This is a genomic window from Brevibacillus schisleri (genome assembly GCF_055685845.1).
In genome coordinates, this window is record NZ_JBVNDM010000001.1 from 5,621,025 (window position 1) to 5,635,586 (window position 14,562).

Consider the following 14,562-nt stretch of genomic DNA (forward strand, 5'->3'; position numbering starts at 1 on the left):
TCTATCTGAACATCCGATTACTTACCAAAAATGACATCCAGCACGCCAGACGTCTCGCCACCTGGATAAATCCAGTACAGTAGCAGATAAACCGCAGCTCCCGTAATGGAAGTGACAAACCAGACAATGGACGTCCAAGGACCGATCTTCCGATGAGAAGCATAGTTTTTCGTGTAAGCGTACCTGAGTGTAATCAGACCCATCACACCACCGACTGTTGCCAGGACGATGTGGAAGAACAAGAACGTCTGATAGATTGGCTTGATGCTGTCAGGTCCGCCAAAATGAGTGTTTCCGATAAAAGCCGTTCTGGAAACATAAGTGATAAAGAAGATCGTGGCACAGATTGCAGCCCATTTCATAATCTTCATATGCTTATCTACTTGCTTTTTCGCAATGGCGTACCAGCCAATCGCAACGAGAATTCCGCTAATAACGATAAAAGTCGTACTTACCGTAGGCAAGATGAGCCCCATTTTTTCACCTCATTCAACAAACGTTTCTGCTGTTCGCGCATATTTAAAAAGTCGGCTTTTCAACACCGAAAGATTGATCCATCGGCAAGTCGTCCTGCTTCTCTGCCTTGTACCAATGGTAGAAGACATAGGCCAGCACACAACCGTAAACAAGCTCCTGTACCAGCTTCATAATGATTCCGCCAAGACGCTGATCGTTAAACGCGTCGAGGCTCTGGAATAGCTGTGGAGCGGCTATATACGTAGCGTACAAAGGTTCCGAGGCAAAAATAATCAGCGCACAGGCTGGCGTAATCAAGACACCGTTTGCAAAAACGTACGACAGTTTTTTCAATCCCGCCAGTTGTCGCTTGTTATCAGACAACGGACTCACAATAGGCCACCACATTGCAAATGCGGCAATCACGAGAATGATATGATAAAACGTCATCCACTCATGGTTGATCGCAACGGCATCAAAAATAAACGGAACATGGTAAAACGAAAACAGGGAGTTGAACAACAGCGCTGCCACTAACGGATGTGTCAAAGCGTTTAGGATGAGCTTCAGCGCTTTCGGACGAAAAATCTTGGCCAAAAGCCATTCAGGCATGGACAGAAGCATGAGCGGTGGCAGAGCAAAGTACAAGATCGATTGTTGAAGCATGTGTAAACTAAACATGTAATGATGGCCGTAATAACTGATAGGGCTTCCTTGTGCAACGTAAAACAACACGATTGCTAACACAAAAAGCGTTCTTTGCTTGCCAGTCGCCGGTGTAGCGTTTTCAAAACGTTTATGCATGGGACCTGTTAGAAGAAAGTAGACAGTAGTCACGAGCAACGATAAAAGCATCACATCCGGACTCCATAAATCCGAAAAGGTTGCTGATCCGGTAGCCGGTGACATCTCGTGCATTTGATGTGCATTTCCCAAGTTTATATCCTCCCTTCCGAATGTGAAATCTTGGACGTTGCCTAACTCGCTGGGCGTCGTCATATGTACATTTTGGGTCAATATGAAATACCAATTTTTATCTATTAAATGTTGCCCTTGATCCAATCTCCATTATACCGTTTATTCCCTTTTTCTTTGAAGACAAAAATGAACAAAGTGTTGAACAATACAATTCGAAAAATTCACATAAAACCCATTGTGAATTGAGTCATCATGGTGGAGGAGAAGAAAAAGCACAGTTCTCTCCGACTCTGACACGCCCGCAAGGGGGATTTACTGTCCGTCTCCACTTCCAAAAGGGGACCGTCGAGCCAAAGCCACCCTACGGGCGGAAGTTTCTCAGAGAAGAAGTGTTCGACAAGCGTGGTCCTCTTTTGGAAGTTCCGACTGGGTAGGCGTTGTCAAGGTCTACGAGACCTGTGCTTTTTCTTCCTACCAGCTTTATTGGGACATCGTACCTTTTAAAACACTTCCTATAAAAAAATAAAGAAGAGTCCAGATCTTGTCTGAACTCTTCTTCTCTTCTTATCTTACAAACCAAAGGAAACGAACTTGGTTTCCAAATACTCATCCATTCCGTAGCGGCCACCCTCACGGCCGATTCCGCTTTCCTTGAAACCACCAAATGGCGCTTGTGTCTGGGTTGGCGATCCGTCATTGATCCCGACGATTCCGTATTCGAGGAGCTCAGCCATGCGGAAGCAACGTTGATTATCGCGGGTGTACACATAAGCAGCCAAGCCGTAACGTGTGTCGTTTGCCATCTGTACGACATCCGCTTCCTCTGTAAAACGCACGAGTGGAACGACAGGGCCAAATGTTTCCTCAAAGGAGATTTTCATATCCGTTGTAACGCCAGCAATCAAGGTTGGTTCGCAATAGAAGCCCTTCGCATAATCACCTTCAACCAAACGATTTCCGCCGTATACCACTTGACCGCCTTTGTCCTTGGCGTCCTCGATATGCTCGAGCACCTTGTTCAAGGCACGCTCATTTACCAGTGGGCCGATCTCCGTCTCTTTCTGGCGGCCATCCCCTACCTTCGCACGCTTCAGACGCTCTACCAGCTTTTCTGTAAACGCATCTGCGACATCCTCGTGGACGTACAGACGGTTCGTGCAAATGCACATTTGACCGGAGTTACGGAACTTGCTCTCAAACAGACCTTTTACGGCTGCATCCAGATCCGCATCCGGGAATACGATGAACGGTGCGTGACCACCAAGCTCCATGCTGACGCGCTTCACTTGCTTCGCCGCGCCTTCCATCAGCAGCTTGCCGACACGGGTGGAGCCTGTAAATCCGATTTTGGAGAGCTTCGGATTGTCGATAAACTCCTTCCCAATCGATTCCGGATTTCCAATGACGAGGTTTACGACGCCTTTTGGAAAGCCAGCCTGCTCAATCAGCTCAAACATGCGAATCGCAGACAACGGCGTGCTTTCTGCTGGCTTTAAAACCACCGTGCAGCCCGCAGCCAAAGCCGGAGCGATCTTACGTGCAACCATGTTCACTGGGAAATTCCATGGGGTAATCGCCCCTACCACCCCTACAGGCTGGCGCAGCACCATGATGCGCTTGTTGGGAACCGAGGATGGGATCGTTTCTCCATTGACACGCTTGGCCTCTTCTGCGTACCAAACAAAGTTATCAGCAGCACCCAGCACTTCGCCTTTTGCCTCGCCCAAAGGCTTGCCCATTTCAGCAGAAATGATTCCCGCCAGTTCATCCCGATTGTTTTTCACCAGCTCAGACAAGCTGTACAAATATTTGGCGCGCTCGCGAGCAGTCAGTCGAGACCAGCTGGCAAATGCCTGATGAGCAGCGTCAATGGCCTTGTTGGCATCACGGCCATCACCGAAGGTTACGGTTCCAACTGTTTCACCTGTAGCAGGATTCGTAATCTGAATGGACTCGCCACTCTCGGCATTCACCCATTCTCCATTAATAAACATTTGTTTGTACTCTCCCATGACATTCGCTCCTCTCAATCTCTCTCAATAGATTGGTTTTAGGGCCTCAAACGGATTTTTGCAGTGCCGGCAATACAAAATACTTCGACAAGCAGCAGGGCCAAACAAATTTTCCATTTGTGTATACGGGGAATCACAATAGGGACAGGCTACTTCCCATGTGTCTCCCGGTTTGAAGTCAAGCGGTGGCGGCGCGATGCCAAAGCTTTTCAGCTTATCGCGAGCATCCAAAGCGATACGATCAGATGTCCAGGCTGGATCATAGACGAACGCTACCTGAACCTGATTGATTCCTTCTGCCTCCACCAGCTTTTCTGTGATGTTTCTCTTCATGATCTCGAGTGCCGGACAGCCGACGAAGGTAGGGAGCACCTCGACGTGTACGACGTCTGCTTCGACGCGCACTTTGTGGATCATCCCCATCTCTACCATGCTAATCACCGGGATTTCGGGATCGGTTACTTGCTGCAGCAGTTCCCAGCATGTCGCTTCAAGCTCTTCATGCAGTTGCAGTCCTTCTTGCGCCATGAGAGAATCACCCCTTTTTACCAGCCCGCAGCCGGATCAATGCGATACACTTCAGACAAGGTTGCCAAAGCTTGCACCAGATCAGCAGTATGTTCCCCATGACGACCGCGCTCTTGTGGCACTCCTGGCTCGCCTGGCCAGTCAAGTCCTGCATTTTCAAAAATGTCTTTTGTCAGTGTCAGCCATTTTTGTTTCAGTTGCTCTTCTTCTGCAATCAGGCCAAGTTGAACGATATCGACTTGGTTTGGTCCAAGCTGAGGCAACTCCCCGGCATCCTTCCAAACTTTTGCGATAGCTGCCTCCAGCCTCTGACGTGCATCAGCCGTACTGTTCGCCAATTGCTTCAACCAAACTTGCCAGTGCATCAGATGGTAGCGATGCTCTGTCATCATTTTGCGACTGACCAGCGCGAGTTGTGCGTATGACGACTGCGTAAGAGCCTCCAAGCGAACCTGCTTGTATAAGCCGTACACATAGCTGCGAACAATCGCATAAGCCCAATCGTAATGGGGATGATCATTGTACTCACCGTCGCCGTTTTTACGCTCTACCAAGATCGCATTGGAAAACGCCTTCGCCTCGCGCAGCTGTGCGAGATCGTCTGCTTTTCCCACTCCTAGTTGCTCGAGCATGTCATAAAACATTACGGCATGGCCCATCATGTCCTGAGACATCGATGAAAAAGCCACATCTTCTTCAATATGCGGAGCCAGCCCAAGCCATTCCGATCCGCGATAAGCCAATATAAAATCGTCATCAGCAAGCTGGAACAACAGGTCGGTCAAGGCTTTTGCAAATGACGGGTTTTGTTTTGCTGCTTCCACTGTTTCTACATGTAAACGGTCGCCCATGATTGTATCCCTCCTGCTTAACTGCCGTTGCCTGCATGCTTCTGTTTTTCTTCGTACTGCTCACGATGGTGGCGCCATCTCGACTGCAAATCGCCGTATCCTTTGGTCTCCCGGTAGCTCTTGTTGTCGAGTCTTTCCAAGAAAGGACGCTCCTCTGGCGGCAGTCCAAAAATGTCGTCGCGCTTGACTACCCACAAATTAAAACAAGGCTCACGGCGCAGGAAATTCTCCCTCGCCATACTCAAAGCAACTTCTTTATTGGGTGCCAACAAACTGAACTGTTGGACGAACGGAGCATTTACGCTTTTTTGGCTGAATACTTCGTATATGAAAAAGTTTTCGTTGCTCATTCACATTCACCTACCCTACTTGTCGGCCGTACGACATAATCGCATCGCGTACCCATTTGGTTTCCTCATAAGACATTACCCGAAGATTCAGACGATGAGCAGAGCGTGGTCCGTTCCCCTTGACGATTTGCTTGAACTCCTCCCAGTCAGGCTGTTGGTAGACCCATTTGCCTTCTGCCTCGTCGAAGTAAATCGTATCGTCTGGCACTGTGAAGCCCAGATGAAAAATACGCGGCAAATACTTTTCCAGGAATACTTGGCGCAATTCTTCATTCGTCTGTGTACGAATCTTGTAGCGCATGTTGGCTTCCTGATTGCTCGTAATGTTGCCGTTTTCCGGTGGTCCGAAAAACATCAAGAGGGAAGGCCACCAACGATGGATAGCATCTTGTAGCATTTGACGCTGTTCATCAGTGCCTTCTGCCAACTCCAAGACGATGCTCTCCCCGTGCTGGGCGTGGAACTTTTCTTCCGCACAGATCCGATGCAGAGCGCGGGCGTAAGGTGCATAAGATGTATCGAGGGACATCGATTGCGTAATGATAGCCGCTCCGTCAACCAGCCAGCCAATCACACCAGCATCAGCCCAGGTAGGTGCTTCCATGTGGAATACATTGTGAAATTTCAGTCTCTTTGAAAACAAATCATTCATGATATCCTCGCGCGTCTTGCCCAATGGCTCAAGCAAGTCTTCTGCGACGCGAAGGAGCAATTGACCATGCCCCATCTCGTCCTGGACCTTCGCCATAATCGCCAGCTTTCGGCGCAATGTCGGCGCCTTTGGTACCCATTCCTTTTCCGGCAAGGCACCCATGATCTCACTGATGCCATGCATCGAAATCAGCTTGATCAACTGGTTGCGATAGTCGTCTGGCATCCAATCGTCTGCCTCTATTTTTTCCCCGCGTTCGATTCTCGCTAAAAACGCTTCCAACTTTTCGTTTTCAGTCAGATCGGCATGTTCGAGCCTCATTTGCATGGAGAACGCCCTCCTTTTATCAGATATGCATTATGATAAAATTATAATACGTTTTTATAACGCAATAATAACATAACGTCATACGTTTTTGCAATACGCTTACATATGAACTCTCCTATTCTCCGCGCCCAGTTATTTCTGCTGCCTTTTTCAACTGCTCAGCCATGTGCCGCAGCTCTTGCATGACTGCATCCAGCTCCTGTATACGGGTCGACTGCTGTACACTGTGATTCATCGTCTTCTCCATTTCGCCATTTACCGTCCCGACAAGTGCATTCATTTCATCTAATAGACTGAAAATGCCTTTCGCTGAAGTAGCGGTCGTCTGGGAAAGCTGACGGATTTCCTCTGCGACGACGGAAAAGCCGCGTCCAGCAGCCCCTGCACGAGCCGCTTCGAGGACGGCATTCAAGCCGAGTACATTGGAGCGCGTTGAAATATTGCGGATCAATTCGTTGATCTGGGTCGTTTCTGCAATTTTCAGCCCTAATTGACCCGCTGCATCACTCAGCGTGTGGCTCGCTTGTGCCAAATGGTCTGCGTCCTTTGCCAGACTTTCTGTGTGCTGCGCGATATTTTCCAGTGCGTCCGTCAAGTTTTGAGCCAAGCTGTGCAAGCGATCCTCTTGATCGGTCGTCACGCCTGTCGCCAAGCATCCGACTACCTGCCCGTTTTCAACAAGCGGATAACCGACTGCGATATACGGGACACCGTATAGCTCTTTGGAAATCTTCTTCACGACCCGCTTCCCCTCTTTTACCGCCGACGCATTAATACTCCCCGGGCGCAATTCGTCTCCTACGCGAATCCCCAGGTTCAAGCCCCGTGCCGGATAATAGGCGAGAAACTTCTCTTTGTCAGTGACTCCTACCATACATTCGGACAAAAATGCCTTTTGTAAAATCGGTGCAACCATTAAGACGCTATTCAGCAATTGAGACATACATGCTCCTCCTGCCCTTGTGATGAAAACAACGATTCCCCCCGCATTCTTTTTCACAACGCGGAGGGAACGCACTTCTTTCACTTATTTAACGAGCTGGAATTTTCCATCCTTCACTTCAACCATGATCATGCTGTCTTCTGTCAGACCGTTATGATCATCAGCCGTGAACTTGAATTCTCCGGTTACCCCTACGTATTTCACCTTTTCCAATACTTCGCCTAGTTTGGATCTGTCGCCGCCTGCTTGCTTCAAGCCTTCCACGAGCAAATTCAAGCCGTCGTAACCGTATCCTGCGAAGCCGTCTGGATGTGTATTGTAGGCAGCTTGATAGCCATCCACGAATTTTTTGATAATGGCAGATTGCGGATCGTCCGCCGCTACTTGTTCAGGAATGAGTAGTTTTCCCGCTACCATCAGGACACCCTCGCCGGCGTCTCCAATCAGTTCGAGGAATTTGCTGTTCGCAGAGCCATGGCTGCTAATAATCGGAATAGTGAGGTTCAGTTGCTTCGCTTCCTTCACAATTGTGGCTGGTCCAGGGTTCGTCCCTGCTACAATCAGCGCCTGCGCGTCCGTTCCTTTGATTTTGGTCAATTGAGAGCTCATGGACGGGTCTTTTGTGCCGTACTTTTCTTCCGCTACAATCGTGATGCCGTACTCAGGCGCATATTTTTGCAACTGCGTCGTCCAGCCACTTCCATATGGATTGCTGTCATTGAGCGTAGCTATTTTTGTTATGCCTTTTTCCTTCAAATACTTGAAGATGCGCTTCGTTCCGTGTACGTCTGTGTGCGGTGTTTTGTAGATGTTGGCACGAACTGGATTGGTGATTTGGTCTGCAGCTGCCATCGAGATCAGCGGGAGCTTTTCTGCTGCGGCATACTCAGCCATCCCGAGAGACGGACCACTGCCTGAGGAGCCGAGTACGGCTACGACCTTTTCTTTCGATGCGAGTTTTTTGATCGCTTTTACCGCTTCCGTATTGTCAGACTTGTCGTCTTCAAAAATGACTTCTACCTGTCGGCCATCTACACCGCCCGCGCCGTTGATTTCTTTTACCAACAGCTCTACCGCTTGCTTCTCCGGTACGCCGAGCGGACTGTTCGGACCCGTCAGCGAGAAAATAGCGCCGACCTTGATCGGGTCCTTGCTGGCGCCACCAGTGCCTGATTCTGCTGCTGGCGTAGCGCCGCCTCCACAGGCGCTCAAGAATACGAGCGAAGCAACTGCTGCTGGAAATAGCCATTTTTTGAATGTTCGTTTTTTCATGGGTGTACCCCCTCATGTATGTGGTATATCTTTGTCAAACAGCTTCATGTGAGCTTCCCAAATAAGCAGATTGTACACGCGGGTCATTGCTTATCTCGTCTGCCTTCCCTTCCAGCATGACGGTTCCCGTACTGAGTACGTAAGCCCGGTCGGAAATAGCGAGCGCTGCACGAGCATTTTGCTCGACCAACAGCACTGTGGTGCCCCATTCCGAGCGAATCTCCTGCACAATCGTCAGGATTTCTTTGGCAATGAGCGGAGCCAGTCCTAGTGAAGGCTCGTCCAACAAGAGGAGCTGCGGTCGAGACAAAAGCGCCCTGCCGATGGCGAGCATCTGCTGTTGCCCCCCGGAAAGCGTTCCTCCGAGCTGCCATTTCCGCTCTGCCAAAATGGGAAAACGTTCATACACCGTCTCCATTTCTTTGGCAATTTCCTTTTTGCTCGTCTTGGGCATCCGATGCGAAGCACCCAGCCACAAATTGTCCTCAACTGTCAGCGTGGAAAAAATTTGTCTGCGCTCCGGTACATGCGCCATGCCCCGAGGTACCACCAGCTCCGCAGGAACGCGCGTAATGTCCGCGTCTCGAAACCAAATCTTCCCCTCCTTGTCGCCGTGAAGACCGCAGATACAGTTCAAAAGTGTCGTTTTGCCTGCCCCATTTGCACCCAACAGGGAGACGATCTCGCCCTCGTTCACTTGTAGAGTAATGCCGTGTAGCACTTCCACCGGGCCGTAGCGAGCCGTGATGTTGTCTACTGTAAGGACTGTCTTCCCCATCATGTTCCACCTCTTTCGCGCTTCATTCTGCACCCAGATACGCCGCAATCACTCGTGGGTTCTCCTGAATCTCACGCGGGGTTCCTTCTGCGATTTTTGATCCTTGATCCAATACAACGATGCGGTCCGCAATCGTCATGATCATGTCCATGTCATGCTCCACTAGCAAAATTGCCGTTCCGTTGTCGCGAATCTCGCAAAACATGCGGCTCATCTCCGCCGTCTCGGTATGATTCAGGCCCGCAGCAGGCTCGTCCAGCAAGAGCAACCGCGGCTTGGCTACCATCGCACGGGCAATCTCCATCAGCCGCAGCTTCCCGTACGGCAGGCTCCCTGCCAGCGAGGCCGCCACCTCTGCTAGTCCTACATTCTCGATCCACGTCCGTGCCTGCTCCTGCATTAGCTTCTCTTCCTTGCGGGACTTTGCCAGATTCATGCCGCAGGAAAAGAGACTCGCACTTGTCTTGGTATGCATGCCGACCATCACGTTTTCCAAGACGGTCATATCGTCAAATGTCTGGAGGTTTTGAAAGGTTCGCGTGATTCCTAATCCGGCATATTCATAGCCTGGCACGCGTGACAACGGCTGGCCGCTGAAGCGAATCTCACCTTCCGAAGGCGGGATCACACCCGACACCATGTTGAGCACCGTGCTTTTTCCAGCGCCATTCGGACCGATCAGCGCAAGGATTTCTCCTTCCCGCACTTGAAAATCTACTTGATTCACTGCCCGTACACCGCCAAAATCACGAGAGAGCTTTTGCACATCCAAAAGTGTCGTCATGTTGCAGCCTTCCTTTCCACCTGCTGCTTTCGCTGTGCTTCTTCAGCCATGCCCTTCGCCTTTTTCGCCTGCCCTTTTTCGAAAGCAGTCCGGATGCGCGGAACCAATCCTTCTGGCATGAACATGATGAACAGCACCAGAATCGCACCGAATACAATCGTGTCCACATCCCCCTGCAAGCCCGGCACCACTTCACTCAAAAGGACCAGTCCCTCACTGATAAAACCAATCAGGATCGTCCCGACCAAAGCGCCCCAGATGCTTGTCATCCCACCGATGACGACCATCGTGAGAAACTTGATCGACTCATGCAATCCAAACGGCTGCGGATCGAGAATTCCCATGTAATGGGCGTACAAGCCGCCGGAAATACCAGCGAACATGCCGCTTACCACAAAGGCATTCAGCTTGAACTTGCGGACATCAATTCCCATCGAGGTCGCAGCAATCTCACTTTTGTGAATCGCCCGAAATGCTCTGCCGACGCGCGAATTCAAGAGATTGAGTGAGAAGAGCAGCACACAGGTGACGACTCCCCAAATCAGAAAGTACATGGACAGCTCGCTTCCACCGAAGAAAGTCATTTGTGGAATGCTGATCATCCCGTTTGCTCCCCCGGTGACCGGCTCCCATTCCGTAATCCCGATCTGGACGATGTAGCCAAATGCGAGTGTTGCCATCGCGAGGTAGTAGCCTTGCAGCCCCGCTATCGCCCGCCCGAGGATAAAGGCGAATAGCCCTGGAACAATCGCAGCAGCAATGAGACCGATAAATGGCGGCAGACCGTACTTTGTCGTCAATACTGCCGAGGTATAGGCACCAATCCCCCAAAACGCTGCTTGTCCCAGCGAAATTTGTCCAGCCAGCCCCATCACGAGGCATAGCCCGATGGTTACAATTGCTTGAAGACCGATAATAATTCCGACAGAACGATAGTATTCATCTGGCATCACGAATGGAAAAAGAATCATCAAGAACAGGTAGATACCTATGCTTTTGCCCCACTTATCGATGATCTGCTTCATCATAGTCCTCCTTTTCCAACGCTGCGTTCTCCAAAGATGCCGGATGGCTTAATCAACAACATGCCGATCAACACCAGAAAGGCGATCGCGTCCTTCATACCGGAACTGATGTAACCAGCTCCCAGCGACTCGACAATCCCGAGTAAAAAGGCGGCTACGGCTGCACCCAATGGATTTCCCAGTCCGCCAAGAATGGCTGCGGAAAAGCCTTTGATTCCGAGCAGCACGCCGACATCGTAGGACGTTACGGAAAGCGGCGCGATCACGATTCCTGCAATCGCTCCGGTCGCTCCACTGATGGCGAAGGCCAGCATACTCATCTTTGTCGGGCTAATCCCCATCAGGCGAGCTGCCATCGGGTTGACCGAACAGGCATTAATTTTTTTGCCGAGAATCGTCTTGTCCATCAAGTACCAAAGTAGAAGAAGAATGATAAGAACAGCAGCCAAAATCCAGATACTTTGTTGTGCGATCATCACGCCACCGAACGAGATCGGCTCATTGCTCGTGATCGGTTCAAGTGCAAACGCATCTTTTCCCCAAATAAAGCTGGCAATGCCGCGAATCAGTGTGGATATCCCTATCGTCAAAATAATCAAACTAATTGGATTAGCCTTTTTGACGTAAGCGATTACATATTTCTGCATCAAAACACCGATCAAGGTGACCAGGAGGATCGCGAGCAATGCTGCCAACCCATACGGAAGATTCATGCCAATCAAGGCGACTGTAACCATTCCGCCCAGCATCAAAAATTCACCCTGCGCCAGATTAATCACCTTGCTTACGCTGTAAATCGTGATGAAACCAACCGCTACGATCGCGTAAATCCCGCCACTGACGAGTCCGTTTGCAACGTACTGCAGCAATTCCGTCATATTCGTGCTGTTCCCCCTTTGTTTCTCGTCCACCAAATAACGCCCAAGTAAAACGCTTACATTTTAAATAATGGAAAACCGATTGATGAATAAAGACCCTAGACGTGCTAGGGCCTTTCCTTCGCAGCTTTCGCCTATGCGGATGGCGCAGCTTCATACACGGTCTCGAAGAATCGTACTGCCCCTGGATTCAATAACTGGTAGTAATTTTGGAACAACTGATCCGCCTCTTTGCCCAACCACAGCTCTGGCAACAATTCCTGTGGCAAATCGGGATCGATGAACAAGAACTTGCGGTATTGGTGGACGAGCTTTGTCTTTTCCACGAAGCAATGGCTGTCTGGAACCTCTTCTCCATTGCTGAGTTTTGCTGAAAGCTGCTCATATTCTTCTCGGTAGGCATCGATGAAGGCCTTGTATTTTTCATTGATTTCATCGATGTCCCAGCATTTCTGCACGAGCTGCTTCGGATTGCTCCACCCCATATGCTCGGATGTAAAAATCTCGACATACTCTGTAATCTCGTGGGCTTCCGTCAGGTCCTTCACGCGATCACTGAGGTTATTCGGGCTGATCCATGTACTGGTCGTCAGCATCCCGAAGCCCATCCAGCCAAGCTCCTTACGCAGTTGATCACGCAGCGCTCGACGCTCCTCGGGGATGTTGTAGCTAGCAATGCACCACTTGCCGTCCCACACATCTGTCTCGACCTTATAAATACGTGCCGCTGCCTCTTCCAGCCGCTTTTTGCCGCGCTCGGATACCGAGTAGAAGCTGCGGTTCCCTACTTTTCTCGATTCCAGCCAGCCTTGGCGAAGCATCCGGGAGATCGCTGCACGAACAGCCGGCTCCGACAGTCCGAATTCCCCCATCAGCTTGGTTAGACTACCAATCCAGATTTCGCTTCCATAATGGCGGACGTATTCACCGTAAATTGTAAAAAGCATGGATTGTGGCTTCACGTTTCTTCTACCCCCAAATCGATTCATACCTATTAGCTGTGTGAAATTGTACCATATTCTGTAGGAAGTGCGTGAATCGATCGAGAGTATATGACGGTAAAATCGCATGACGTAATTTTAACGTAATTATAGTAAAACATTTTAAATAAGTCAATTTATTCTGTCAAATTTATGATTCCCTACTTGCTTCCTGATTGATCTCAGCTTGCAAGGCCTCAAAACGCTGCTTGATCTCGTCCTTTTTGAAGATGGCCTGGACGAACGTCCCGAGCCCTACACGATTACGCGTAGTGTCCGCCGTAACCTCGCACACTACGCGTTTTTCGGTAACCTGCACACAGGTAGCCCGGAACGTGACCTCCTGACCAATCACAGCTGGACCGACATGCTTGATATCTACAGCAAATCCCGAGCCCTCTTCATCGGCTTCCAGGTACGGCAAAATGACTCGTCTTCCCGCCCATTCCATGTAATAAATCATGCTGACTGTCGACATCACGGGATGTACGACTTGGCCTTCAAAAACAGGTAGCATGTCCTTCGTCACTGTCACAGTAAATTCTTCCGTCGTACCCGGTTGCAGTCGATCTATCAAGAGTACCTGCCTCCCTATCTATCCAAGCTACACACGCTCGATAATCGTCGCAATTCCCTGTCCAACTCCAATGCACATCGCGGCCAATCCGTAACGGGCATCACGTCGCTCCATTTCATACAAAAGAGTAGTAAGGATGCGCGCTCCGCTACACCCGAGCGGATGACCCAAAGCAATCGCTCCGCCATTTACGTTGACCAGATCAGGGTTGACCCCCAGCTCGCGTACGCTTGCCACTGCCTGCGCCGCAAAAGCCTCGTTGAATTCGAACAGATCAATCTGCGAAAGCGTCAAGCCTGCCTGCTTCAGTACTTTGCGCGTAGCAGGTACAGGTCCAATTCCCATCACGGATGGATCAACGCCTGCGACTGCGGATGCGACGATCCTTGCACGAGGCTTCAAACCGGCTGCAAGAGCCGCTTCCTGTTCCATGATGAGCAGAGCGCAGGCTCCATCATTTAGACCGCTGGAGTTGCCTGCTGTGACGCTGCCATCTGCTTGGAATGCTGGTTTCAGCTTTTGCAGCTGTCCGATCGTCGTCTCTGGACGTGCATGCTCATCGTGTGCAAACAGCGTGACCTCGCCTTTGCGCCCTTTCAGCTCTACCGGAACGATCTCGGCATCCCACTTTCCTTCTGCCAAGGCATGTGCGTAATTTTGCTGACTGCGCAATGCAAACTCATCCTGGGCTTCGCGGCTAATGCCGTATTGCTCCGCTACCTTATCCGCAGTTTCCCCCAAGCTGATCGGCGGATACATCTCTTTCATTTTTTCGTTGACCAATCGCCAGCCCAACGTCGTATCGACTAACTGCTGATTGCCGCGCTGAAAAGCCGTGCCAGGCTTCATCATCACCAGCGGAGAGCGTGTCATGCTCTCTGTCCCGCCCGCGATATAGACGTGACCTGCTCCGGCTTTGATTGCATTCGCGCTTTGGTTCACAGCCTCAAGACCTGAGCCACACAGGCGGTTCACAGTCACTCCCGGCACCTCGACAGGCAATCCCGCCAAAAGAAGTGACATACGCGCGACGTTGCGGTTGTCTTCCCCAGCCTGATTGGCACAGCCCATGATGACATCATCTATCGTCTTCGGATTGATAGAATTGCGTTCCAGCAGCTTTTGAATCACCAATGCGCCCAGGTCATCCGGGCGCACATCCTTCAACGCACCACCAATGCGGCCGATTGGCGTGCGCACAGCATCTATGATGACAGGTGTACCCATTCTT

General features: G+C 50.4%; 16 protein-coding genes. All 16 read right to left on the bottom strand.

The features are described 5' to 3' along the window. Window positions 1–17: 17 nt before the first annotated feature. The 16 genes from ACUUHJ_RS26705 to ACUUHJ_RS26780 all read right to left on the bottom strand — a co-directional run bounded on the left by ACUUHJ_RS26705 (window position 18) and on the right by ACUUHJ_RS26780 (window position 14,558). Complete coding sequence (locus ACUUHJ_RS26705) at window positions 18–476, bottom strand: DUF420 domain-containing protein (protein WP_015893213.1); 459 nt, start codon at window positions 474–476, stop codon at window positions 18–20. 43 nt (window positions 477–519) lie between these two features. After that, on the bottom strand, window positions 520–1,392 hold the full coding sequence (locus ACUUHJ_RS26710) for a cytochrome c oxidase assembly protein (protein ID WP_472300455.1): 873 nt from the start codon (window positions 1,390–1,392) through the stop codon (window positions 520–522). 551 nt (window positions 1,393–1,943) lie between these two features. After that, window positions 1,944–3,386 carry an NAD-dependent succinate-semialdehyde dehydrogenase gene (locus ACUUHJ_RS26715; RefSeq protein ID WP_472300456.1) on the bottom strand — a complete coding sequence of 481 codons (1,443 nt, stop codon included), beginning with the start codon at window positions 3,384–3,386 and terminating at the stop codon, window positions 1,944–1,946. Between the two features lie 24 nt (window positions 3,387–3,410). Further along, window positions 3,411–3,914: a 1,2-phenylacetyl-CoA epoxidase subunit PaaD gene (paaD, locus tag ACUUHJ_RS26720; protein WP_289674572.1), complete on the bottom strand. Its 504-nt coding sequence runs from the start codon at window positions 3,912–3,914 to the stop codon at window positions 3,411–3,413. Between the two features lie 17 nt (window positions 3,915–3,931). Further along, window positions 3,932–4,765 (bottom strand): 1,2-phenylacetyl-CoA epoxidase subunit PaaC, encoded by an 834-nt coding sequence (gene paaC / locus ACUUHJ_RS26725; protein ID WP_472300458.1) that lies wholly within the window; start codon window positions 4,763–4,765, stop codon window positions 3,932–3,934. Window positions 4,766–4,782: 17 nt separating this feature from the next. Then, window positions 4,783–5,115 carry a 1,2-phenylacetyl-CoA epoxidase subunit PaaB gene (gene paaB, locus ACUUHJ_RS26730; RefSeq protein WP_015893218.1) on the bottom strand — a complete coding sequence of 111 codons (333 nt, stop codon included), beginning with the start codon at window positions 5,113–5,115 and terminating at the stop codon, window positions 4,783–4,785. A gap of 10 nt (window positions 5,116–5,125) precedes the next feature. Continuing rightward, window positions 5,126–6,094 carry a 1,2-phenylacetyl-CoA epoxidase subunit PaaA gene (gene paaA / locus ACUUHJ_RS26735; RefSeq protein WP_289674575.1) on the bottom strand — a complete coding sequence of 323 codons (969 nt, stop codon included), beginning with the start codon at window positions 6,092–6,094 and terminating at the stop codon, window positions 5,126–5,128. Between the two features lie 115 nt (window positions 6,095–6,209). Further along, on the bottom strand, window positions 6,210–7,037 hold the full coding sequence (locus ACUUHJ_RS26740) for a methyl-accepting chemotaxis protein (protein WP_472300460.1): 828 nt from the start codon (window positions 7,035–7,037) through the stop codon (window positions 6,210–6,212). An 84-nt stretch (window positions 7,038–7,121) separates the two neighbouring features. Then, the gene (locus ACUUHJ_RS26745; RefSeq protein ID WP_472300461.1) at window positions 7,122–8,309 is read right to left on the bottom strand and encodes an ABC transporter substrate-binding protein; all 1,188 of its coding nucleotides are present in this window, start codon (window positions 8,307–8,309) and stop codon (window positions 7,122–7,124) included. A gap of 34 nt (window positions 8,310–8,343) precedes the next feature. After that, window positions 8,344–9,087, bottom strand: a complete 744-nt coding sequence (locus ACUUHJ_RS26750) for an ABC transporter ATP-binding protein (RefSeq protein ID WP_016741472.1) — start codon at window positions 9,085–9,087, stop codon at window positions 8,344–8,346. A 22-nt stretch (window positions 9,088–9,109) separates the two neighbouring features. Further along, complete coding sequence (locus ACUUHJ_RS26755) at window positions 9,110–9,871, bottom strand: ABC transporter ATP-binding protein (protein ID WP_015893223.1); 762 nt, start codon at window positions 9,869–9,871, stop codon at window positions 9,110–9,112. Further along, window positions 9,868–10,899 (bottom strand): branched-chain amino acid ABC transporter permease, encoded by a 1,032-nt coding sequence (locus tag ACUUHJ_RS26760; protein WP_238351804.1) that lies wholly within the window; start codon window positions 10,897–10,899, stop codon window positions 9,868–9,870. Before ACUUHJ_RS26760 ends, ACUUHJ_RS26755 begins: the two co-directional genes overlap by 4 nt. Then, window positions 10,896–11,774 (bottom strand): branched-chain amino acid ABC transporter permease, encoded by an 879-nt coding sequence (locus ACUUHJ_RS26765; RefSeq protein ID WP_289674578.1) that lies wholly within the window; start codon window positions 11,772–11,774, stop codon window positions 10,896–10,898. Before ACUUHJ_RS26765 ends, ACUUHJ_RS26760 begins: the two co-directional genes overlap by 4 nt. A 134-nt stretch (window positions 11,775–11,908) precedes the next feature. Beyond that, the gene (paaX, locus tag ACUUHJ_RS26770; protein ID WP_016741468.1) at window positions 11,909–12,736 is read right to left on the bottom strand and encodes a phenylacetic acid degradation operon negative regulatory protein PaaX; all 828 of its coding nucleotides are present in this window, start codon (window positions 12,734–12,736) and stop codon (window positions 11,909–11,911) included. A gap of 169 nt (window positions 12,737–12,905) precedes the next feature. Beyond that, window positions 12,906–13,331 (bottom strand): thioesterase family protein, encoded by a 426-nt coding sequence (locus ACUUHJ_RS26775; protein WP_289674579.1) that lies wholly within the window; start codon window positions 13,329–13,331, stop codon window positions 12,906–12,908. Window positions 13,332–13,358: 27 nt separating this feature from the next. Continuing rightward, window positions 13,359–14,558, bottom strand: coding sequence for a thiolase family protein (locus ACUUHJ_RS26780; RefSeq protein WP_472300462.1), 1,200 nt, complete (start codon window positions 14,556–14,558; stop codon window positions 13,359–13,361). Window positions 14,559–14,562: the final 4 nt, after the last annotated feature.